The organism is Roseitalea sp. MMSF_3546 (genome assembly GCF_030732865.1).
Taxonomy (GTDB): Bacteria; Pseudomonadota; Alphaproteobacteria; order Rhizobiales; family Rhizobiaceae; genus Roseitalea.
Map to the genome: position 1 here is coordinate 1 of NZ_JASHKB010000023.1, position 22,495 is coordinate 22,495.

Below are 22,495 nucleotides of genomic sequence, written 5' to 3' on the forward strand. Positions count from 1 at the left end.
GACGTGATCGAGGGCACGCTCGGCAAGGCGTTCGGCGTGATGGGCGGCTACATCACCGGCTCGCGGAACCTTGTCGACTTCGTGCGCTCGTTCGCCAGCGGTTTCATCTTCACGACCGCGCTGCCGCCGGCGCTGGCGGCGGGTGCGGTGGCCTCGATCCGGCATCTGAAGGCCCATGACGAAAAGCGCCGCGCCCACCAGGAGGCTGTCGGGAAAGTGCGCGCCGCGCTCGACCGGCTGGGCATTCCGCATATGCAAAACCCCTCGCACATCGTGCCGGTGATGGTGGGCGATGCGGCCAAGTGCAAATGGATCTCCGACATCCTGCTGGAGACCTACGGGATCTATGTGCAGCCGATCAACTATCCGACGGTGCCGGTGGGCACCGAGCGGCTGAGGATCACGCCGACCCCGTTCCACAGCGATGCCGACATCGCCCATCTGGCCTCTTCGCTGTGCGACCTATGGAGCCAGTGCGCCCTGGCACGGGCCGTGGCGTAGGGGCACCGGGCGCCGGCGTCAGCCGGCCTCCAGCTCCGCCAGAACCGCCTCGGTATGCTCGCCCAGACGCGGCGAGGGGCGTTCGGCGCAGAGGCCGTGCCCGTCCATCATCACCGGCATGCGCACAGACGCGATCGGGTTGCCCGCCGCGTCGGGCAGGTCGACGCGCATGCCGCGCGCGACGATCTGCGGATCGGCGAAGGCGTCGGCGATGGTATTGATCGGCCCGATCGGCACGTTGGCCCTTTCGCAGCCGGCGACCAGATCGTCACGGCGCCACCGGCGCGTCTTCTCGACCAGCCTTTCGGTTAGCGCAGCCCGGTTTTCGACACGCGCCCGGTTCGTTGCAAAGCGCGGATCGGCGGGCAGATCGTCGGCGCCGACGAGTGCGCACAAACGGCCGAACTGGCCGTCATTGCCGACCGCGATGATGACGAACCCGTCGGCTGTCTCGATCACCTGATAGGGCGCGATGTTCGGATGGGCATTGCCGAGCCGGTTCGGCGGAGTGCCCGTCGCCAGGAAGTTCATGTTCTGGTTGGCCATGGCGGCCAGCATGACGTCCATCAGCGCGATGTCGACATGGCGGCCCCGGCCGGTTCTGAGCGCCGCGATCAGCGCCGCCTCGACCGCCGCGGTCGCGTAAAGTCCGCTGAAGATGTCGGCGATGGCAACGCCGGCCTTCATCGGCTGGCGGTCAGGCTCGCCGGTCACCGACATGAAGCCGGCCATGCCCTGGATGATGAAGTCGTAGCCCGCCCGGTCCTTGTAGGGGCCGGTCTGGCCGAAGCCGGTGATCGAACAGGTGACCAGTCTGGGGTTCAGCGCGGCGAGGCTCGCATGGTCGAGCCCGTATTTGGCGAGGCCGCCGACCTTGAAGTTCTCGATGACGACATCGGCGCGCGCGGCAAGCTTGCGCACGGTGGCCTGGCCATCGGGTGTCTTGAAGTCGACGGCGACCGAGCGCTTGCCGCGATTGGCGCTGTGGAAATAGGCGGCCGAAAGCGGATTGCCGTGCGCATCGGTGATGAAGGGCGGTCCCCAGCCGCGCGTCTCGTCGCCGCCATCGGGATGCTCGACCTTGATCACGTCCGCGCCCAGATCGGCCAGCATCTGCCCGGCCCAGGGGCCGGCGAGCACCCGCGCCAGTTCGATCACGCGGATGCCGGCGAGCGGCTTTTCGGTCGTCGTCATGCGCGCATCAGGCCCGGGCGCGGATCTTGCGCGATTTCAGGCGCTTTTCGGCCAAGAGCTTGCGCTGGTAGCGGCCCTGGACGATCTCGACCAGAACCATGGTCACCAGCACGAAATAGAAGGTGGTCTTGCTCATCGCCTCGACGGTAAAGCCGAAGAAGGCCAGATGCGCAAGGTGCCCGCCCTCGGTGGTCAACAGGATGCCGACCAGCAGCAGCACGAACAGGCCGACGACCTCGTACATGCGGTTGCGGTCCAGGAAGTTGGCCACCGTTTCGGCCATCAGCACCATGAGCGCGCCGGAAATGACGATCGCCGCGGTCATGACGATGAAATTGTCGGTCAGCGCCACCGCCGAGAGGACCGTGTCGAAGGAAAACACCAGGTTCATCGCGGTGATCCAGAACAGCGCGCGCATCATCGAGGAGGTCGCCTGCCGCTCTTCGCCATGGCCCAGATCGTCGATCGCAAGAAGGTGGAAGATCTCGCGCGTGGCGGTGTAGATCAGGAACACCCCGCCGGCGAGCACGATCAGCGCGTGGCCGGAAATCTCGCCTTCGATGAAGGGCGGAACGGAGATCGTCGCGAACGGGTCCTCAAACGCCTGGATCAGCTGCAGCACGACGAACAGCAGCACGATGCGCAGCACGATCGCCAGGATGATTCCGAGCCGGCGCACCTGGGCCTCGTTTTCGGGGCCCGCTTTCTTGGCCTCGAGCGAGATGTACAGCAGGTTGTCGAAGCCCAGAACGGTCTCCAGAGCCGTCAGGACCAAAAAGACGGTCAGGTTCTGCAGCGTGAACAGGTCGGTCAATAGCTCCATCGGGCGCCCCATGCGGTTGTTGGCGCGCTCCGCTTAGCAGAGCCGGGCGGATGCGTCACCCGGCCGCATCGCGCCGGACATGGGTGTCGAGCCAGACCAGAAGATGGGCCGTGGCCGGCCCTGCGACGCGGTCGTTCAGCGTCTCGTGCCGGCCATCGGGATAGATCGCCACCGTGACGTCGGCAAAGCCGGCGCGCCGCAGCCGTTCGGCCTGGGCGCGCACCGCCGCCCCGTTCGCCGTTGCCGGATCCTTGCCGCCGCCGACCAGATGAAAGGGCAGGGCACGGGCGCGCGCCGATGCGCCTGCGACATCCGCGCCCCGGCGCATCATGGCGAACACCGCCTGCCACAGACCGACCGAGGGGTCCCATCCGCACAGCGGATCGGCGATGTACGCATCGACCTCGGCCTCGACATGGCTCAGCCAGTCGAACGGCGTGCGCCCGTCGCCGGCCGCCTTCGCCCAGGCGGCAAACGTCAAACGTGGCAGCAGGCGCGAGGGCACGTCCGAGCCGAGGCGAAGCCGTTCCCAGCCAAGCACGATGCGCGCGGCATGCGCGGCGATCCCGCGCGCAAGGTTCGCGTTCCAGACCGCCACGCCGGCCAGCCTTTCGGCATGGGCGAGCGCGTGGTTCATGGCGATCAGCCCGCCCATGGAATGGCCGAACATGACCACAGGCAGGCCGCCATGGGCAGCGCGCGCATGGTCCTGAACCGCCGCGCAATCGGCCATCACCTTGCCGATCCCGTCGCCGCCAAGCGAGAACACGCCCGGCGGGGCGTCCGGCGCGCGCGTGCCGCCATGGCCGCGATGGTCGTGTGCATACACATGCCAGCCCGCCGCGGCCAACGCGCGCGCGAAGCGGCCATAGCGCGCCGCGTGCTCGGCGACCCCGTGATTGACGTGCACGATGCCGCGCGCCGGCGCGGCCGCCGCTTGCCGGTAGACATTCAGCCTCGCCCCGCTCGGGGCGGCGAGTTCGAGGCGGTCTTCGAACGCGGTGTGCGTCCTCGCGTCCCGTGAGCCGGTCTTATCTGTCATGCTGTCCCGTCCATGCGCCGGCCTCGCCGGCGCCCGACGGGCCGCCGCCGATTGCCCTTGCCCGGCGTTTCGCCTAGAACGCGCCCGATTTCCCATCATCGCGATCCAAGGAGCCTCGCGCGTGGCACGCCAGTTCATCTATCACATTTCCGGCCTTTCCAAGGCCTATGGCAACAAGAAGGTGCTCGAGAACATCAACCTGTCCTTCTACCCGGACGCCAAGATCGGCATTCTGGGGCCGAACGGAGCGGGCAAGTCGACCGTGCTGCGCATCATGGCCGGCCTCGACACCGAGTTCAACGGCGAAGCCTGGATCGCCGACGGCGCAACGCGCGGCTACCTGCCCCAGGAGCCGCAGCTCGATCCCGACAAGACGGTGCTCGAAAACGTCATGGAGGGCGTCGCCGAAAAGAAGGCGATCCTCGACCGTTACAACGAACTGATGATGAACTATTCCGACGAGACCGCCGAGGAGGGCGCGAAACTCCAGGACATCATCGACGCCCAGAACCTGTGGGATCTCGACAGCCAGGTCGAGATGGCGATGGAGGCCCTTCGCTGCCCGCCCGGCGACTCCGCCGTCGACCATCTGTCCGGCGGCGAGAAGCGCCGCGTGGCGCTGTGCCAGCTCCTTTTGCGCCAGCCCGACCTGCTGCTGCTCGACGAGCCGACCAACCACCTCGATGCCGAAACCATCGCCTGGCTGGAAAAGCATCTGCGCGAATACCCAGGCTCGGTGCTGATGATCACCCACGACCGCTATTTCCTGGACAACGTCACCGGCTGGATTCTGGAGCTCGATCGCGGCCGCGGCATCCCCTACGAGGGCAACTACACCGCCTATCTGGAAGCCAAGGCCAAACGCATGGCGCAAGAGGGCCGCGAGGAGGCGGCGCGGCAAGAGGCGCTCGCGCGCGAGGCCGAGTGGATCAACGCCGCCCCGCGCGCGCGCCAGGCCAAGTCCAAGGCGCGCATCCGCGCCTATGACGAACTGGTCAAGGCGGCCAGTGACCGCCGGCCGGGCGACGCGCAGATCATCATCCCCGCCGGCCAGCGTCTGGGCAACGAGGTGATCGAGGCCCGCGACGTGACCAAGGGCTATGGCGACAGGCTGCTGATCGACGATCTCGACTTCAAGCTGCCGCCGGGCGGCATCGTCGGGGTGATCGGGCCGAACGGGGCGGGCAAGTCGACCCTGTTCCGCATGATCACCGGCCAGGAGCAGCCCGACAGCGGGCAGATCGTCGTCGGCGAGACGGTCGAGCTGTCCTATGTCGACCAGAGCCGCGATGCGCTCGATCCGGACAAGACCGTCTGGGAGGAGATTTCCGGCGGCAACGACATCATCAGGCTCGGCCCGCACGAGGTCAATTCGCGCGCCTATTGCGGCGCCTTCAACTTCAAGGGCGGCGACCAGCAGCAGAAGGTTGGCACGCTGTCGGGCGGCCAGCGCAACCGGGTGCATCTGGCCAAGATGCTCAAGGAGGGCGGCAATGTCATCCTGCTCGACGAGCCGACCAACGATCTTGACACCGAAACGCTCGCCGCGCTCGAGGAGGCGCTGGAGAACTTCGCCGGCTGCGCCGTCGTGATCAGCCACGACCGCATGTTCCTTGATCGCCTGGCCACGCACATATTGTCGTTCGAGGGCGACAGCCATGTCGAATGGTTCGAGGGCAACTTCGCCGAGTACGAGGACGACAAGATCAGAAGGCTGGGGCCGGAAAGCGTCAATCCCAAGCGCGTGACCTACAAGCGATTGACGCGGTAGGAGGCGCTGGCGGCGGATGCCAGGGCGCCCGCCGCCAGACAGGCGCCACTGGGCTGGCGCGCCTTCGACGGGCGCGGATCGGGCCATCAACTCCGGACAAGAAAAAACCGGACCGCTGGGAGGAGGTAGCGGCCCGGTTCAAACTGTCTGCGAGGGCGGGAGGAGGTGCCCTCGCAAAGCGCGTCTCCGAAGCAACTGGGAGGAGGTAGTTGCCCCTTCGACACCGCCAATATGGGACAGCCGGCGCCGTTCTTCAATTGCATTTTGTGCAATGCACATATGCTGGAATGCATGGCTTGTGCGGCGATTTGTAGCGGATGGGCCGGAAATCCAACAATTCCTGCCCAGCAATGCGACACTGCGCCGCATGAATGTGCATGGCGCGACGTGAACTGCCTGCCCGTCGGGCCGCCGTACGGTGCGCTGCAGCAACACCGGAGGCGGATCGGCCGCCTGGCCGGTTCGCTTGCCGGCGGCATCGGCGTGCGGGTCCGCGCCGGCCGCCCCTGGGCGGCATGTTCAGTACTCCCAGCCGCGCGCCTTTGCGAACAGGAAGTCGCGAAACGCCTGCAGCCGCGCCGAACCGCGCATCGTCTCGGCATAGGCGAAATAGGTGTCGAAGGACGGCAAAGCGACGTTTTCGATCACCCGCACCAGCCCCGCGTCGCGCTCCACCGCATAGTCGGGCAACATGGCGATGCCCACCCCGCGCTGAACGGCCCGCTTGATCGACATGATCGAGTTGATTTCCAGCGCCGCGCTGCGCGGCGGCTTGCCTTCTTCGCGGCCCAGCGTCAGCAGCGAATTGAGTTCGAGCAGGTAGCTCGGCGCCGGCTCGCCGAAGGCGATGATGCGGTGCTTGTCGAGGTCGTCGATCGTCTTGGGCGCGCCGAACCGGGCGATGTAGCCCGGCGAGGCGTAGACGTGGAAATGCACCGTGAACAGCCGCCGCTGGATCAGATCGGGCTGCTGCGGCTGGCGCAGCCGAATGGCGCAGTCGGCCTGGCGCTGGTTGAGGTCGAGCTCCTCGTTGGAGAGCACGAGCTGCACCTGGATGTCGGGATAAAGCTCCAGGAACTCCTGCACCCGATAGGTCAGCCAGCCCGAGCCCAGCCCGACCGTGGTGGTGATCCTGAGCCGTCCGGTCGGCCGGTCGGTCGCCTCGGTCAGCTTGGCCTTGACGTTTTCGAGCTGCAGGAAGACGTCATGCGCGGTGCGAAACAGCATTTCGCCCTGTTCGGTCAGCACCAGCCCGCGCGCATGGCGGTTGAACAGCGGCGCGCCGATATCGGCCTCCAGCGCCGAGACCTGGCGGCTGACCGCCGACTGGGAGATGTGCAGCCGTTCGCCGGCCTGCGTGAACGAGCCGGCCTGCGCGGCGGCGTGAAAGACACGCAACTTGTCCCAGTCGAGCGGCATTGCCGGACCCTTCGGCTCCTGTGTCGTGCCGGCGCGCCGGCCCGGCAATCGATTGTCCCAGATGGCCTATTCGGCCGCTTCCATCTGCCCGGCTTCCTGCGCGGCGAGGAATTTCTCCGCCTCCAGCGCCGCCATGCAGCCCAGCCCCGCCGCGGTCACGGCCTGCCGGTAGACATCGTCGGTCACATCGCCCGCCGCGAACACGCCCGGCACCGAGGTGACGGTCGAATCGGGCGCGGTCCACAGATAGCCGTTCGGGCGCTGCTTGAGCTTGCCCTCGAACAGGTCCACCGCGGGCGAATGGCCGATGGCCACGAACACGCCGTCGACCGCCATCTCGGTGACCGCGCCGGTCTGCACGTTCTTCAGCCTGACGCCATTGACGGCCGCCGGCAGCGCGGGATTGGTCTTGGCGCCCGTGATCTCCTCGACGACGCTGTCCCAGACGATGGCCACGTTGTCCTTCTTGAACAGCCGGTCCTGCAGGATCCTTTCGGCGCGCAACGCGTCGCGCCGGTGCACCAGCTTGACCGATCTGGCGAGGTTGGCCAGGTAGAGCGCTTCCTCGACGGCCGTGTTGCCGCCGCCGACGACCACCACGTCCTTGTCGCGGTAGAAGAAGCCGTCGCAGGTGGCGCAGGCCGAAACGCCGAAGCCCTTGTAGGTCTGCTCGCTGTCGATACCCAGCCACTTGGCCTGGGCGCCGGTGGCGATGATCAGCGTGTCGCCGGTATAGACCGTGCCGCTGTCGCCGATCGCGCGGAACGGGCGCGCGTCGAGATCGACCTCGGTGATCACGTCATGGCGCATGTCGGTGCCCACATGCTCGGCCTGCAGCCGCATCTGCTCCATCAGCCAGGGACCCTGGATGACGTCGGCGAAGCCGGGATAGTTCTCCACATCGGTGGTGATCGTCATCTGCCCGCCTTCCTGCATGCCGGCGACAAGCACCGGTTCGAGCATGGCGCGCGCGGCATAGATGGCGGCGGTGTACCCCGCCGGCCCCGAGCCGATGATGAGGACGGGGGTATGGACTGTCTGTGGCATTGTCCGCCCTTTCTTTGCACTTCTGCGGCTCACCGGGCGCGAATGTAACGACCCGCGCCCGAAGGCCATTTCATGTCCGCCCGGATATAGGTGTTGTCGGCTGGCAATACCGCCCCTCGCTGCCCTTTTCGGCCGGCTGTACGAGTCTAGCCACAGCAAATGCCAAAAGCGCCGTCCGCGATCAAGCCATGACGGCTCGATGGGACAAGCAGGTCAAAATGAGCGACAGGGCGGCGCGTGGTCAGGCGTGCGACGGCTCGCGGTTGGCAAGGCTTCGGCCGGATCGAACCAGCACCGGGCAAGCCAGTCGGCTGGTTTGCAGCGATATCGCAACGTGCGGCGATAGCCGGACATCGCCTCCTCCATGCTGGGTCGACCATGGAAGCACATCACGCGGCAATTGTCGGGCAACACAGGCGCCCGAAGATAATTGAACGGCCATGCCGGTATGGCGTTTCGCTTGAAGCTGCAAATCAGATCGCCCGGCAGATAGGCCAGCGAACCGTGCCGAAGCGCTGTCATCGACGTGTAGTATTGCTCGCTGCCCTTGTGGCGATCGATGGCGCCAGCCGGATCGGCGGCAAACTCCTCGTAAAGATAGGGATGAAGGTGTGGCTCGAGACAGAACACCGAGCCATGCCCGCCATCACGTCCTTGCCATTCGTAGCGCCATTCGCGCCGCATGGCGACTTTCTGCGGTGCGAAGTCGACAATCGCATCAAGCGGTCCCGCAATGGCGACATCAAGATCGAAGCCCAAAATCGGCCCTTCCATATCGGCCAGGCCAGGGCGGAGAAGCGATATCTTGCGCCACGCGCCTTTTCTTCCCCGCCGCTGCATTCCCGCTATGAGTTCCGCTTCGAACTCCTCTTCAGGCAACGGATGTGTCTCGATATCCGCGTTGACACCGGCACTGTCATCGGTGAAGCAGATGAAACGGAAATCGCGTTCGAGCCAGCGCTGCACGCCCGCGTGAAGGCGATTGACGTAATAGGAAGGATACTTGTTGCCCCACTTCATGCAGACGACGTTCAACATGCCTCGGCGTCTAGCAGCCCGACGCGGTCGATGACAGTTCTTTCGCTATCGCCCAATGGCCCGGCACCGCAGAAAGGTCAGAGCCATTGATATGGTCGCGGGACAGCGACGGCGCGGACATTGCGTTCGCCGATTTGCAGAGGTAACTGGCACCGACAGCCCCGCATTCCCGGCGGTCGCTTTTGGGGGCTGGGGGATTCGATGCACCAACTGATGTCCTTTGCCTGGAACAGCGGTTTCAACTTCGCGGCTCGGCTCGGCGTTGCAGGCCTCGTTCCGCGCCGCATCGAGCGTGATGGCGACCTGCTCGTCGCCCGCTTCGTCGGTGGCAGCCGGCTTCACTTCGTGGCCGAGAGGCGCATTCGACTGTATTCCCGCGGCTACGCGCACCGCCTCGCACGTGTGGCGAGCCGCTACGGCGCCGGCGAGCATTTCCACATCGCGCCCGGCCAGGTGGTCGTTGACGTCGGTGCGAACGTCGGTGAGTTCACTCTCCATGCTGCCGAAGCGGGTGCCGACGTGTTCGCAATCGAACCGGATCGGCGCAACTGGGCCGCTCTCGCTCGCAACACGGAGCAATTCGGCACAGTCCGATGCATCCAGCTCGCATGCGCTGAGGCCGACGGGGAGGCAACGTTCTACGCTTTCCCCGAGGGCGCGGACTCGTCCCTAATCGAGCCGGACAACTGGTCAGCGTCATATTCGGTCCCTACGCGCCGCCTGGACCGGCTCTTGTTGGAGAACGGCATCACGCATGTGGATGTCATGAAGTGTGACGCCGAAGGTGCTGAGCCGGAGGTTCTGAAGGGCGCCCTTGAGGTGCTGCCCTTCGTGCGGGTCTTGGTCATCGACGTAAGCCCCGAGCGAAACGGCACATCCACCGCAAATGCCTGCGAGGCGATCCTCACTGCCACCGGAGCGCGTGTGGAATACTTTCACAAGGGCCGTATCCTGGTGGCGAAGCGAGACTGAACCGCCCCGCAACGTCCAGGTCGGCGGGCTTGAAGGACCGGCCGGAGATCGTGTCCTGCATGAAAGCGCCGTCGATCCGCTCCGCCGCGCGGCTCAAACGAACTCCACCCCGTCGATCTCGTAGCTGTGGGCGCCGCCCGGTGCGAGCACCTCGACAGAATCGCCCACCGTCTTGCCGATCAGCGCGCGCGCGATCGGCGAGGAGATCGAGATCTTGCCCGCCTTGACGTCCGCTTCCTGGTCGCCGACGATCTGGTAGCGCTTTTCTTCCTCGGTGTCCTCGTCGATCAGCGTGACGGTGGCGCCGAACTTGACCACCTCGCCGCTCATCGAGCTGATATCGATCACCTCGGCGCGCGACAACAGCCCCTCGAGTTCGGAAATTCGGCCCTCATTGTGGCCCTGGGCTTCCTTGGCGGCGTGATACTCGGCGTTTTCCGAAAGGTCGCCATGGGCCCGCGCCTCGGCGATCGCCTCGATGATGCGGGGGCGTTCCTCATGGGTGCGCCAGCGCAACTCCTCCTGCAACTGAGCGTGGCCGTGCCGTGTCATCGGAACCTTGTTCATGGCTAACCTCACCAGGAAACCACGCCGGCCCCGTGCCGGCGTCACCAAACAAAAGCGGCCCGCCAAGCACGAAGCCTGCGAACCGCCAGGACCTTCCTTGATCGAACATTACGTCAACTGTGCGGCGAAGTTAAGCCCCGCCCGCCGCCCGGCGAATCACGCCGGGGCAGACCATGTTCACCGCCCGTGATAGGCCTGCAGCGGCTTGACGTCCAGTTCGCCGCGAGCGAGTGCGGCCACCGCCTCGCCGCCCGCGACGGCGCCGGCGATCGTGGTGAAATAGGGCAGCTTGTGTTCGAGCGCCGCCCGCCGCAGCGATTTGGAATCCGACAGCGCCTTCTTGCCCTCGGTCGTGTTGATGACGATCTGCACCTGCCGGTTGCGGATCGCATCCTCGATATGCGGCCGGCCCTCGAGCACCTTGTTGACCTTCTTCGCCTCGACCCCGTGCTCGACGAGAAAGCGTTGCGTGCCGCCGGTCGCCATAACGCCGAAGCCGAGCCGCGTGAACAGGCGCACCGTTTCGACGATCCGCGGCTTGTCGCCATCGCGCACCGAAACGAAGACCGTGCCCGACCTGGGCAGTTCGGCGCCCGCGCCCAGTTGCGCCTTGGCAAAGGCGATGGCGAAATCGTCGTCAAGACCCATCACCTCGCCCGTCGAGCGCATTTCCGGACCCAGCAGCGTGTCGACGCCGGGAAACTTGGAGAAGGGAAAGACCGCCTCCTTGACCGCGATATGGCCCAGATCGTCGCTGCCCTTCAGCCCGCCATAGGCGGCCGCGGCCGCCTCGAGCGTTTCGCCGGCCATCACGCGCGCGGCGATCTTGGCGATCGGCCGGCCGACGGCCTTGGCCACGAACGGCACCGTGCGCGATGCGCGCGGATTGACCTCGAGCACATGGACGGTGCCGTCCTGGATGGCGAACTGCACGTTCATCAGCCCGCCGACATCGAGCGCCCGCGCCAGGACCTCGGACTGGCGCTCGAGTTCGGCGACGATTTCGCCGGAAAGCGAATGCACCGGCAGCGAGCAGGCGCTGTCGCCCGAATGGATGCCCGCCTCCTCGATATGCTCCATCACGCCGGCGACATGCACGTTCTCGCCGTCGCTCAGGCAGTCCACGTCGACCTCGATGGCGCCGGCCAGATAGGTGTCGAACAAGAGCGGATTGGCGCCCAGCAGCGTGTTGATCTGGCCGGTCTTGTCGTTGGGATAACGGGCCTTGATGTCGCCGGGGATCAGCTCGGGCACGGTGCCGAGAAGATAGGAATCGAGCGCCGCCTCGTCGCCCAGGATCTGCATCGCCCGCCCGCCCAGCACATAGGACGGCCGCACCACCAGCGGAAAGCCCAGCCGGCCGGCCACGAGCCGCGCCTGCTCGACCGAATAGGCGATGCCGTTATCGGGCTGGGTGAGATCGTGCCTGGTCAGGAGCTTGGCGAAGCGGTCGCGGTCCTCGGCCAGATCGATCGCATCGGGCGCGGTGCCCAGGATCGGAATGCCGGCGTCTTCGAGCGCGTTGGCGAGCTTGAGCGGGGTCTGCCCGCCGAACTGCACGATCACGCCGGCCAGCGTGCCCTTCGATTGCTCGACCGCCAGAATCTCCAGCACGTCCTCGGTCGTCAACGGCTCGAAATAGAGCCGGTCGGACGTGTCGTAATCGGTCGACACGGTCTCTGGGTTGCAGTTGACCATGATCGCCTCGAAGCCCGCATCGGCGAGCGCGAAGGCCGCATGGCAGCAGCAATAGTCGAACTCGATGCCCTGGCCGATCCGGTTCGGCCCGCCGCCCAGGATCACCACCTTGCGGCGGTCCGAGACCTCGGCCTCCGAACGCGGCTGGCCGGCGAAGGGCGTCTCGTAGGTCGAATACATGTAGGCCGTCGGCGAGGCGAACTCGGCCGCGCAGGTGTCGATGCGCTTGTAGACCGGGCGCACGCCGAGCGCCTGGCGATGCGCGCGCACGCGCGATTCGCCATCCGCGACGAGCGAGGCAAGGCGCTGGTCGGAAAAGCCCATCGCCTTGAGCATGCGCATGTTGGCGGCATCGCCCGGCAGGCCGTGCGCCCGCACGCGCGCTTCCATCGCCACGATCGCGGCGATCTGCTCGAGGAACCACATGTCGATGGCGCAGGCGGCATGAATGTCGTCAAGCGAAAAGCCCAGCCGCATCGCCTGGGCGACCATGCGCAACCGGTCCGGCGTCGGCGTGCCGAGCGCGGCGCGGATGGCGTTCTTGTCGTCGCCCTCGCCAAGACCGGGGATTTCGATCTCGTCGAGCCCGGTCAGCCCGGTTTCAAGACCGCGCAGCGCCTTCTGCAGCGATTCGGCGAAGGTCCGGCCGATCGCCATCACCTCGCCGACCGACTTCATCGCCGTGGTCAGGATCGGCTCGGCGCCGGGGAATTTCTCGAAGGCAAAGCGCGGGATCTTGGTGACGACATAGTCGATCGACGGCTCGAACGAGGCCGGCGTCGCCCCGCCGGTGATGTCGTTTTCGAGTTCGTCGAGCGTGTAGCCGACCGCCAGCTTGGCCGCCACCTTGGCGATCGGAAAGCCCGTCGCCTTGGAGGCCAGCGCCGACGAGCGCGACACGCGCGGGTTCATCTCGATGACGACGAGACGGCCCGTGTCCGGGTTGACGGCGAACTGCACGTTCGAGCCGCCCGTCTCCACGCCGATCTCGCGCAGCACCGCGATCGAGGCGTTGCGCATGATCTGGTATTCCTTGTCGGTCAGCGTCAGGGCCGGCGCGACGGTGATCGAATCGCCCGTATGCACGCCCATCGGGTCGACGTTCTCGATCGAGCAGACGATGATGCAATTGTCGTCGCGGTCGCGGACGACCTCCATCTCGTATTCCTTCCAGCCCAGCACGCTCTCGTCGATCAGCACTTCGGTGGTCGGCGAGGCGTCGAGCCCGCGCTCGACGATCTCGAAGAATTCCGAGCGGTTGTAGGCGATGCCGCCGCCGGTGCCGCCGAGCGTGAAGGACGGGCGGATGATCGCCGGCAGCCCGACCTCCTCGAGCGCCTGGGCGGCAAGGCCCATCGCATGCGTCATGTAGCGCTGCTTGCGGTCCAACGTGCCGTCGCGCCACTCGAGTTCCAGCGCATCGAGCGCGGCGTCGAGCGCCTCGCCCGAAAGCTCCTTGCGCAACGCTTCGCGCCGCGCCTCGTGTGCGCTGCGGTCGCGCTCCTTGATGTCGGAGGCGTTGACCAGCACCGAGCGCGGGCTCTCGAGCCCGATCCGGTCCATCGCCTCGCGGAACAGCTTGCGGTCCTCGGCCTTGTCGATGGCTTCGGGCGTGGCGCCGATCATCTCCACGCCCCAGCGTTCGAGCACGCCCATGGCCTTCAGCGAAAGGGCGGTGTTGAGCGCGGTCTGCCCGCCCATCGTCGGCAGCAGCACCATCGTCTCGTCGGGCCGCTCGGTGCGCTCGCGTTCGATGATCTTGGCGACAACCTCGGGCGTGATCGGCTCGATATAGGTCGCATCGGCCAGTTCCGGATCGGTCATGATCGTCGCCGGGTTCGAATTGACCAGCACGATCCGGTAGCCTTCCTCCTTCAGCGCCTTGCAGGCCTGGGTTCCCGAATAGTCGAACTCGCACGCCTGGCCGATGATGATCGGCCCCGCGCCGATGATGAGGACGGAGTCGATGTCGGTGCGCTTCGGCATGGGTGTCGGGCTCTCACTTGCACACAAACGCCGGTCGGTATGGCCGGCCGGCGCAGGTGTCGAACGGAACTGTCAGGCTGGCCGTGGCCTATAGGGGATTAACCGCCTCGAAGAAAGGGGCGGCGCGCGCAATTCGCAGGCCCATGCGCGCCCCGGTCCGCCATCTCCGGCGCTGGGGCAGGCCTATCTGCGGCGGCCGAAGGGGACGGCCGGGCGCGGTGGGCGTTCGCTGCCCGGATCGGGCGCAGGCTGGCTCTCCTCGGCGGTGGCGGCGGGGGTGACGTCGGGCGCCGCAAGATCGGGCGGGGCGAGGTCGATCTTCTGGCGCTTGATCAGGTTGGAGGGCGTGGCCGGCCCGGTGAAGGCGACCCCGCACAGCCGGCCCCGCGTCCAGCGGCGCTCGCACGGCACCTGAATGCCATCGAGCGGAATATGCAGCGTGAACCGGTCCGGAATGACGTCGAGCCCGTCAAATGCCAGCCGGGCGCCCGTCTCGCTCAGATCGCGCACCGTGCAGTCGATGGCGCTGAACTGCTCGTTGAAGGAGACAAAGCCCTGTTTGAGCACGCGTTGCCGTCGCGCCCCGCGCGGGGTGTAACTGTCGACGGGCCGCTCGCCGCCTGGTTGATCCTTGATCACCTGGCAACCTCTGATACGTAAATGCCTGAAAACGCTTGCAAAACGCGCCTGCGTGTCGCGCTTACCATAGGTCAGGCCGCATCGAAACGGGCGACTTCTTGCAGGGTCGTGTGTCGTCGGCGCGCCTTTGCATCGTGCGCCCTGGCCAGATGTAGCCTGGCAGCCGCCCGATCCGAAAGGGGTCGCCGGCTGCCGCCGATCGGCCGGGTCCGGCCTACCGCTCGGCGAGCGCCGGCTGGCCCTTGCGTTCGCCGATCAGGTTGAAGAAGCGCCGGAACAGGTAATGACTGTCCTGCGGGCCGGGCGAGGCCTCCGGATGGTGCTGCACCGAAAACACCGGCTTGCCCTCGACCGCCAGCCCGCAATTGGTCCCGTCGAACAGCGACACGTGAGTTTCGGTGACGCCGGCGGGCAGCGAGGCCGCGTCCACCGCAAAGCCGTGGTTCATCGAGACGATCTCGACCTTGCCGGTGGTGTGGTCCTTGACCGGATGGTTGGCGCCGTGATGGCCCTGGTGCATCTTGACGGTCTTGCCGCCCAGCGCCAGCGCCAGCATCTGGTGGCCAAGGCAGATGCCGAACATCGGAATGCCGGTTTCCAGAAGCTGCCTGATCACCGGCACGGCATACGCGCCCGTGGCGGCCGGATCGCCCGGCCCGTTCGAAAGGAAGATGCCGTCGGGCTCGCGGGCGAGGATTTCCTCGGCGCTCGCCGTTGCCGGCATCACCGTCACCTTGGCGCCGAGCCCGGACATCAGCCGCAAGATGTTGCGCTTGACCCCGTAGTCGATGGCGACGATGTGGATGTCGGCGGCTTCGCCCGTGCCATAGCCCTTGTCCCAGACCCAGGGGCCTTCGGTCCAAACCGCCGTCTGGCCGGACGTGACGTCCCTTGCCAGATCGCGGCCGACGAGCCCGCTCCAGCCGGCCGCGCGCGCCTTGAGCGCGTCGAGGTCGAAGCGGCCCGAAGGCTCGTGCGCGATCACCGCGTTGGGCACGCCATGGGCGCGCACATGGGCGACCAGCGCCCGCGTATCGACACCGGCAAGCCCGATGATGCCGCGCGCCGTCAGCCAGGCATCGAGATGGCCGGCGGACCGGTAGCTGGAGGGTTCGGTGATCGAGGCCTTGAAAACCGCGCCGACCGCGCCCGCGCGGCGCGCCGGCGTCAGATCCTCGATATCCTCGTCATTGGCGCCGACATTGCCGATATGCGGAAAGGTGAAGGTGACGATCTGCCCCGCATAGGACGGGTCGGTCAGGATCTCCTGATAGCCGGTCAAGGCGGTGTTGAAGCACAGTTCGGCCTCCACCGCGCCCGTCGCGCCAAAGCCTTCGCCCTTCAGAACCGTGCCGTCGGCGAGCACCAGTACGGCGGTCGGTAAGCGCTCGTCCCAGGGCGCCGGGATGTCGGTGTGTGGATCGATCGTGTCGGGCATGGTCCATCCGTGCTGCGTCATTGCCGTGACATATTGTGCCGTGGCCAGGCAAATACCATATTGGCGGCGAACGCAACCAAGGCCCGTCGGCAGGCATTGCCCTGGGCACCAAACGTTGGGTAAGGTAGGCGAGCAGATGCGCCCCAGGCAGCCGCCAAACGCTGCCCGAACCGATTTGGTTTTTCATTTTAACACTGAAATATCAAGGGCTTGCAAGGTTATTGAAAGCTTGCATGACAGCAAGGGCGAGGCTATCCTCGCCGCAGCTTTCCCGGGAGTTCGACATGCGCGAATCGATCCATGCGGCACTCAAAGAAGCTCAGAATTCCGAAGACAAATGCCGCCTTGCGGTGCTGCGCCTGATTGCCGCAGCGGTCAAGGACCGGGACATCGCCAACCGCAATGCGGGGCGCGATCCGGTTTCCGATCAGGAACTTCACGACATTCTGACCAAGATGGTCAAGCAGCGCGAGAAGTCGGTCGCCGAGTACGAGCAGTCCGGCCGGCTCGAACTGGCCGATCAGGAGCGCTACGAATCGGAGGTCATCTCCGAGTTCCTGCCGCCCAAGATGGATGAGGCCGAGCTCAAGCAGGCCTGTGCGGCGGTGGTCGAGGACACCGGCGCCGAGGGCCTGCGCGACATGGGCAAGTGCATGAACAAGCTCAAGAAGCAGTTCCCCGGCCAGATGGACTTCACCAAGGCGTCCGGCATCGTGCGCGGCATGCTGCGCTGAGGCCGGTTTTCCCCGCTGTTCACGGCTGTCCACAGCACCGCACGCGATCGCGTCGCACCATGACCGCACCGGCGCGATCATGGTATCGCGGTGCCGGGCGGCCCGACGGCGAGTCGGCCGCAAACGCCGGTGGGGTGCGATGCGATTTTCGCAGACATTTCTCGATGAAATCCGTGAGCGCCTGCCGATCTCCGAGGTGATCGGCCAGCGCGTGACCTGGGACAGGCGCAAGACGAATGCGCGCCGCGGCGACTACTGGGCCTGCTGCCCGTTCCATGGCGAAAAGACCCCCAGCTTTCACTGCGAGGATCGCAAGGGGCGCTATTACTGCTTCGGCTGCGGCGCATCGGGCGATCACTTCCGCTTCCTGACCGAACTCGACGGCCTGGCCTTTCCCGAGGCGGTCGAGCGCATCGCCTCGATGGCCGGCATCGCCATGCCCGAGCCCGACCCCGAGGCCGAACAGCGCGAACGCCAGCGCGCCACGCTCCACGATGTCATGGAGCAGGCCGCGAATTTCTTCGAAAGCCGGCTTCAGATGCAGGCCGGCGCGGCCGCGCGCGCCTATCTGCGCGATCGCGGGCTTACCGCCGAAACGATCGCCAGGTTCCGCCTCGGCTATGCGCCGGACAGCCGGTCGGCGCTCAAGGAGCATCTGGCGCAAAAGGGCGCGACCAAGGACCAGATCGAGCAATGCGGGCTCGTCGTCCATGGCGAGGACATCGCCGTCTCCTACGACCGGTTCCGCGACCGCATCATCTTCCCCATCGAGGATGCGCAGGGGCGCGTCATCGCCTTTGGCGGGCGCGCCATGAGCGCCGACGTGCCGGCCAAGTATCTCAATTCGCCCGAAGGCCCGCTCTTTCACAAGTCAGACGTTCTGTACAATTTCCGCCGCGCCCGCAGCGCCGCGACCAGGGGCGGCAGGCTGATTGCCGTCGAGGGCTATATGGACGTCATCGCCCTCGACCAGGCCGGCATTTCCACCGCCCTCGCCCCGCTCGGCACGGCGCTGACCGAAAGCCAGCTCGGCCGCATCTGGCGCGTAAGCGAAGAGCCGGTCCTGTGCTTCGATGGCGATCAGGCCGGACTTCGGGCCGCCTTCCGTACGCTCGACCTCGCCCTGCCCGAACTCAAGCCGGGCAGATCGCTGCGCTTTGCGCTGCTGCCCGACGGCACCGATCCCGACGATCTGGTCCGGGACGGCGGCGCCCGGGCCTTTGAAGGTGTGCTCGGCGAGGCGCGCTCGGCGGCCGACATGCTGTGGCTGCGCGAGACCGGCGGCAGGAGCTTCGAGACGCCCGAACGTCGCGCCCAGCTCGAGGCGGCGCTGCGCGAGGCGACCGGTCGCATCGGCGATGACAGCGTGCGCCGGCACTATGCGCAGGAGATGCGCGAGCGTGTGGCGGCGTTTTTCGGCATGTCCGGCGGCGGCCAACGTTCCGGCGAGCGCCGGGCGGGGCAGGGGCAGGGCCAGCGCCTGCCGCGCGGACGCATCGCGGTCTCCGATCGCCTGGCGCGCTCCCGCCTGGTCTCGGCGCGGGCCGGCGGCGAACTGCCCCTGCGCGAGGCGGCGCTGATCAGCGCCGTCATCTGCCATCCGGACCTGATCAACGAGGCGTTCGACGATTTCGTCGCCATGGAGTTCGAGCACGCCGGGCTCGAAGCGATGCGCGGCGCCGTGCTCGAGGCGCACGCCGCCTCCGGCGCGCGCACGCGCGAGGACCTGCTCGCCGCGCCGGCGCTTGTCGCCCATGGCGCACTGATCGAGGCCGTCGACGCGGCCGTTCGCCGGGGCCGGCTCTGGGCGTTCACGCACGAGGCGGCCTATGACGATGCGCGCGAGGCGTTCGCCCAGGCGATGACGCTGCACCGGCGCACGCGCGGGCTGTCGCGCGAATTGCGTGCGGCCGAGGCGGCCCTGGCCGAAGAACCGACCGAGACCAATTACTATCGTCTTCTGAGCGTGCAGGCCGAGGTGCGGCGCCAGCAGGGGCTCGACGCGCTGCTCGAAGGGTTCGGTGTTCAATCGGGCCGGCCGACCCGCAGTTTTTGAGCCCGCCTCGCCGGTTTTCGGCCCGATTGGTGTTCGAAACGCCCCATGGGCGGTTGACGTGCCCGGAAAACGCGGGAATCACCGGGCTGGCACCGGAACGATTGCTGTGCGGACCATTGGAATCGTCTCGACGATCACTATCTGACGAGATTGCAAGGGGAACTCGGCGGGACGGGCTGCCGGATCGAGCGGTCGGCGGCGCTGCGGGAGTTTACGGTTAATCGAAGTTTAAGCCGGATCAACTAGCCCGCCGGGGCCGGACCAACAGGTTCACGATCCGATTCGGTGACACGGCGGCAGCCATGCGACCTGCGGCCATGGAGTAAGGGCATCAATGGCGACCAAGGAAAAAGAGAACACCGAGGCCGAGACCGCGACAGAGGCGGGCGCCGACGGCCCGCTGCTGGATCTGAGCGCCGACAGCGTCAAGAAGCTGATCCGCACGGCCAAGAAGCGCGGCTATGTGACCATGGACGAGCTCAACGCCGTTCTTCCCTCCGAGCAGGTGACCTCCGAGCAGATCGAGGACACCATGGCGATGCTGTCGGACATGGGCATCAATGTCATCGAGGATGACGAGGTCGAGGCCGATGGCGAGGCCGGCAATGGCGAGGACGAGCAGGGCTCGACCGAGCTTGCCACGGCCACCGGCAGCGCCGTCGCCACCGCCGCCAGGAAGAAGGAACCCACCGACCGCACCGACGACCCGGTTCGCATGTATCTGCGCGAGATGGGCGCGGTCGAACTGCTCTCGCGCGAAGGCGAGATCGCCATCGCCAAGCGCATCGAGGCTGGCCGCGAGACGATGATCGCCGGGCTCTGCGAAAGCCCGCTGACCTTCCAGGCGATCATTATCTGGCGCGACGAACTGCTCGAAGGCAACATCCTGCTGCGCGACATCATCGACCTGGAGACGACCTATGCCGGCCCCGAGGCCAAGCAGGCGCCCAAGGTGCCCACGCCCGAGGAGATCGAGCAGGCGCGCAAGGAACGCGAGGAAAAGGAGCGCGCCCTGCGCCAGCCGCGCCGCCACGATGACATCACCGATGTCGGCGGCGAGAGCCAGGAGGAAGAGGACGACGACGAGGACGAGGTCAATCTGTCGCTGGCGGCCATGGAGGCCGAGCTGCGCGAGGACGTCATGGCCTCCTTCGACAAGATCGCTTCGACCTATGCCAAGCTGCGCAAGCTGCAGGACCAGCAGGTCGAGAACGCGCTGGCCGACGGCGAGACGCTGACATCCTCGCAAAGGCGCCGCTACAAGCAGCTCCAGGACGAACTGATCGCTCAGGTCAAGGCGCTGTCGCTCAACAATCAGCGCATCGATGCGCTCGTCGAGCAGCTTTACGCGATCAACAAGCGGCTGATGCAGAACGAGGGCAGGCTGCTGCGCCTGGCAGAAAGCTACGGGGTGGGCCGCGCGGAGTTCATCAAGCAGTACCAGGGCACCGAACTGGACCCCAACTGGCTCGACCGCGTCGGTCGCCTGCCGTCAAACGCCTGGCGGGACTTCGCCAAAAACGAGCGCGTGAACGTCACAGACGTCCGCGCCGAGATCCAGGAACTGGCGACCGAGACGGGCATCTCGATCCCCGAATTCCGCCGCATCGTCAATCAGGTGCAAAAGGGCGAGCGGGAGGCATCGATCGCCAAGAAGGAGATGGTCGAGGCCAATCTGCGACTCGTCATCTCGATCGCCAAGAAGTACACCAACCGGGGCCTGCAGTTCCTCGACCTCATTCAGGAAGGCAATATCGGCCTGATGAAGGCGGTCGACAAGTTCGAGTACCGCCGCGGCTACAAGTTCTCGACCTATGCGACCTGGTGGATCCGTCAGGCGATCACCCGCTCGATCGCCGACCAGGCGCGCACCATCCGCATTCCGGTGCACATGATCGAGACGATCAACAAGATCGTGCGCACCTCGCGGCAGATGCTGCACGAGATCGGCCGCGAGCCGACGCCGGAGGAACTGTCCGAAAAGCTCGCCATGCCGCTCGAAAAGGTGCGCAAGGTGCTCAAGATCGCCAAGGAGCCGATCAGCCTCGAAACGCCGGTCGGCGACGAGGAAGACAGCCATCTGGGCGACTTCATCGAGGACAAGGGCGCCGTGCTTCCGATCGACGCGGCGATCCAGGCCAATTTGCGCGAGACGACCACGCGGGTTCTGGCCTCGCTCACCCCGCGCGAGGAACGCGTGCTGCGCATGCGCTTCGGCATCGGCATGAACACCGACCACACGCTCGAAGAGGTCGGCCAGCAGTTCTCGGTGACGCGCGAGCGCATCCGCCAGATCGAGGCCAAGGCGCTGCGAAAGCTCAAGCACCCGAGCCGCTCGCGGAAGCTGCGCAGCTTCCTCGACCAGTGATCGTTCGACGAACCCGGCCAACGCGCCGGGTTCTTCATTTGGCGCGATGTGGTATGATCATCCCATGAACATCCGCGTCACAGATGCCGCCGAAGGGCTCATGCGCCGTGCCTTCACGGTCGATGACATCTGGCGCATGGTCGAGACCGGCATCATCGACCCCGACGAACGCTTCGAACTGATCGGCGGGGAGATCGTGCCCATGTCGCCCAAGGGGATCCGACACGAACGCTTCAAGGCCTGGTTGAACAGGCAATTGGTCAAGGGCCTGCCGGATCAACTGATGACGATCCCCGAGACCACCTTATATCTGTCCGACGACACCTTCATCGAGCCCGATTTCGTCGTCTATCCCGCCGACAGCGGGCTGGAGAAGCTGTCGCCCGAGACATGCCTGCTGGCCGTCGAGATCGCCGATAGCTCGCTCGCCTACGATCTGGGCCGCAAGGCGCGCCTTTATGCCGAGTTCGGCATCGGCGAACTCTGGGTGGTCGATGTCAACGCCATGGCCGTCACCATCCACCGCGATCCGGCCGACGGCGCCTACGGCTCGATCGAGCGGACCGGCTTCGACACCGGCCTCGTTCCGGCCCGGATCGGCGACTTTGCGCTCGATCTTTCAGGCTATCGCGCCGGATGATCGTTCCGCCGGCCCGAGGATCGCGGCCAGACCGGCACGGACGCCGGCGATCTCGTCACGGCCGATACGCCCGGCCACGCGGACGATGCGGGATGCTTCGATCGCTGCGATCTTCGCTGGCCTGATGCGCGAGGGAACCGGCAGACCGCAGGCGGCATGGTCGGCAATCTCGGTATCGCCGGGCCAATGCTGGCTGGTCGAGGTGATCATGACGACCCACATCAGCCCGGTCGTCCGGTGAAACGCGACGCTCGAAACGACAAGCGCCGGCCGACGTTTCTCGGCGAGGCGATCGGCATAGGGAAACGGCACGACGACCACATCCCACTGCGCGGCCATGCCGTCATAGGCCCCCATAAGCCTTGTCGTCTTCGGCGCTGGACCACTCGGTGAAGACGGCGAACGGATCGTCGTCCATGCTGCCGGCCTTCTCGATGACGATGCCGGCCGGCGTCTTTCGATAGCGAAGGCGATCGCCGGGCTTGAGTCCGAGCAGGTCACGCACCTCGCGCGGAATGACCGTCTGGCTCTTGGACGTGATCTTGGAAAAAACTGACGTCAT

19 protein-coding genes are annotated in these 22,495 nt (G+C 66.3%); 7 read left to right on the top strand and 12 right to left on the bottom strand.

Annotated elements, in window-relative coordinates; genetic code table 11:
- Window positions 1-501: aminotransferase class I/II-fold pyridoxal phosphate-dependent enzyme (locus RBB34_RS15660; RefSeq protein ID WP_306120179.1), on the top strand; the 501-nt coding region annotated here is incomplete at its 5' end.
- Window positions 502-519: 18 nt separating this feature from the next.
- Here the strand turns inward: RBB34_RS15660 and RBB34_RS15665 are convergent.
- The 3 genes from RBB34_RS15665 to RBB34_RS15675 are packed head-to-tail and all read right to left on the bottom strand — an operon-like array spanning window position 520 to window position 3,560.
- Entirely contained in the window at window positions 520-1,695 is a 1,176-nt protein-coding gene (locus RBB34_RS15665; protein WP_306120180.1) for a CaiB/BaiF CoA-transferase family protein, read from the bottom strand.
- 7 nt (window positions 1,696-1,702) lie between these two features.
- Window positions 1,703-2,518, bottom strand: a complete 816-nt coding sequence (locus RBB34_RS15670; protein WP_306120181.1) for a tellurium resistance protein TerC — start codon at window positions 2,516-2,518, stop codon at window positions 1,703-1,705.
- A gap of 55 nt (window positions 2,519-2,573) precedes the next feature.
- Window positions 2,574-3,560, bottom strand: coding sequence for an alpha/beta hydrolase (locus RBB34_RS15675; RefSeq protein ID WP_306120182.1), 987 nt, complete (start codon window positions 3,558-3,560; stop codon window positions 2,574-2,576).
- A gap of 121 nt (window positions 3,561-3,681) precedes the next feature.
- Here RBB34_RS15675 and ettA point away from each other — a divergent pair, with 121 nt between their 5' ends.
- Window positions 3,682-5,331 (top strand): energy-dependent translational throttle protein EttA, encoded by a 1,650-nt coding sequence (gene ettA, locus RBB34_RS15680; protein ID WP_306120183.1) that lies wholly within the window; start codon window positions 3,682-3,684, stop codon window positions 5,329-5,331.
- A 519-nt stretch (window positions 5,332-5,850) separates the two neighbouring features.
- Here ettA and RBB34_RS15685 read toward each other — a convergent pair.
- The 3 genes from RBB34_RS15685 to RBB34_RS15695 all read right to left on the bottom strand — a co-directional run bounded on the left by RBB34_RS15685 (window position 5,851) and on the right by RBB34_RS15695 (window position 8,835).
- Complete coding sequence (locus RBB34_RS15685) at window positions 5,851-6,750, bottom strand: LysR family transcriptional regulator (protein WP_306120229.1); 900 nt, start codon at window positions 6,748-6,750, stop codon at window positions 5,851-5,853.
- 66 nt (window positions 6,751-6,816) lie between these two features.
- Window positions 6,817-7,797: a thioredoxin-disulfide reductase gene (trxB, locus tag RBB34_RS15690; RefSeq protein WP_306120184.1), complete on the bottom strand. Its 981-nt coding sequence runs from the start codon at window positions 7,795-7,797 to the stop codon at window positions 6,817-6,819.
- Between the two features lie 213 nt (window positions 7,798-8,010).
- Window positions 8,011-8,835 (bottom strand): hypothetical protein, encoded by an 825-nt coding sequence (locus tag RBB34_RS15695; RefSeq protein ID WP_306120185.1) that lies wholly within the window; start codon window positions 8,833-8,835, stop codon window positions 8,011-8,013.
- A gap of 201 nt (window positions 8,836-9,036) precedes the next feature.
- Here RBB34_RS15695 and RBB34_RS15700 point away from each other — a divergent pair, with 201 nt between their 5' ends.
- Window positions 9,037-9,807 carry an FkbM family methyltransferase gene (locus RBB34_RS15700; RefSeq protein WP_306120186.1) on the top strand — a complete coding sequence of 257 codons (771 nt, stop codon included), beginning with the start codon at window positions 9,037-9,039 and terminating at the stop codon, window positions 9,805-9,807.
- Window positions 9,808-9,900: 93 nt separating this feature from the next.
- On the opposite strand, the gene greA is transcribed toward RBB34_RS15700, so the two are convergent.
- The 4 genes from greA to carA all read right to left on the bottom strand — a co-directional run bounded on the left by greA (window position 9,901) and on the right by carA (window position 16,135).
- Window positions 9,901-10,374, bottom strand: coding sequence for a transcription elongation factor GreA (gene greA / locus RBB34_RS15705; RefSeq protein ID WP_306120187.1), 474 nt, complete (start codon window positions 10,372-10,374; stop codon window positions 9,901-9,903).
- A 177-nt stretch (window positions 10,375-10,551) separates the two neighbouring features.
- Entirely contained in the window at window positions 10,552-14,058 is a 3,507-nt protein-coding gene (gene carB / locus RBB34_RS15710) for a carbamoyl-phosphate synthase large subunit (RefSeq protein WP_306120188.1), read from the bottom strand.
- Between the two features lie 183 nt (window positions 14,059-14,241).
- On the bottom strand, window positions 14,242-14,697 hold the full coding sequence (locus tag RBB34_RS15715) for a PilZ domain-containing protein (protein WP_306120189.1): 456 nt from the start codon (window positions 14,695-14,697) through the stop codon (window positions 14,242-14,244).
- Window positions 14,698-14,911: 214 nt separating this feature from the next.
- Complete coding sequence (gene carA / locus RBB34_RS15720; RefSeq protein WP_306120190.1) at window positions 14,912-16,135, bottom strand: glutamine-hydrolyzing carbamoyl-phosphate synthase small subunit; 1,224 nt, start codon at window positions 16,133-16,135, stop codon at window positions 14,912-14,914.
- A 284-nt stretch (window positions 16,136-16,419) separates the two neighbouring features.
- On the opposite strand from carA, the gene RBB34_RS15725 reads away from it, so the two are divergent.
- The 4 genes from RBB34_RS15725 to RBB34_RS15740 all read left to right on the top strand — a co-directional run bounded on the left by RBB34_RS15725 (window position 16,420) and on the right by RBB34_RS15740 (window position 21,933).
- Complete coding sequence (locus RBB34_RS15725; RefSeq protein WP_306120191.1) at window positions 16,420-16,869, top strand: GatB/YqeY domain-containing protein; 450 nt, start codon at window positions 16,420-16,422, stop codon at window positions 16,867-16,869.
- 139 nt (window positions 16,870-17,008) lie between these two features.
- On the top strand, window positions 17,009-18,925 hold the full coding sequence (gene dnaG / locus RBB34_RS15730; RefSeq protein ID WP_306120192.1) for a DNA primase: 1,917 nt from the start codon (window positions 17,009-17,011) through the stop codon (window positions 18,923-18,925).
- A gap of 334 nt (window positions 18,926-19,259) precedes the next feature.
- A complete protein-coding gene (rpoD, locus tag RBB34_RS15735) occupies window positions 19,260-21,293 on the top strand; it encodes an RNA polymerase sigma factor RpoD (RefSeq protein WP_306120193.1) in 2,034 nt (677 codons plus the stop codon).
- Window positions 21,294-21,357: 64 nt separating this feature from the next.
- Window positions 21,358-21,933 carry a Uma2 family endonuclease gene (locus RBB34_RS15740; protein WP_306120194.1) on the top strand — a complete coding sequence of 192 codons (576 nt, stop codon included), beginning with the start codon at window positions 21,358-21,360 and terminating at the stop codon, window positions 21,931-21,933.
- Here the strand turns inward: RBB34_RS15740 and RBB34_RS15745 are convergent.
- On the bottom strand, window positions 21,913-22,290 hold the full coding sequence (locus RBB34_RS15745) for a type II toxin-antitoxin system PemK/MazF family toxin (protein WP_306120195.1): 378 nt from the start codon (window positions 22,288-22,290) through the stop codon (window positions 21,913-21,915). The genes RBB34_RS15740 and RBB34_RS15745 overlap by 21 nt on opposite strands.
- Window positions 22,277-22,495, bottom strand: coding sequence for a type II toxin-antitoxin system PrlF family antitoxin (locus RBB34_RS15750; RefSeq protein WP_306120196.1), 219 nt, complete (start codon window positions 22,493-22,495; stop codon window positions 22,277-22,279). Before RBB34_RS15750 ends, RBB34_RS15745 begins: the two co-directional genes overlap by 14 nt.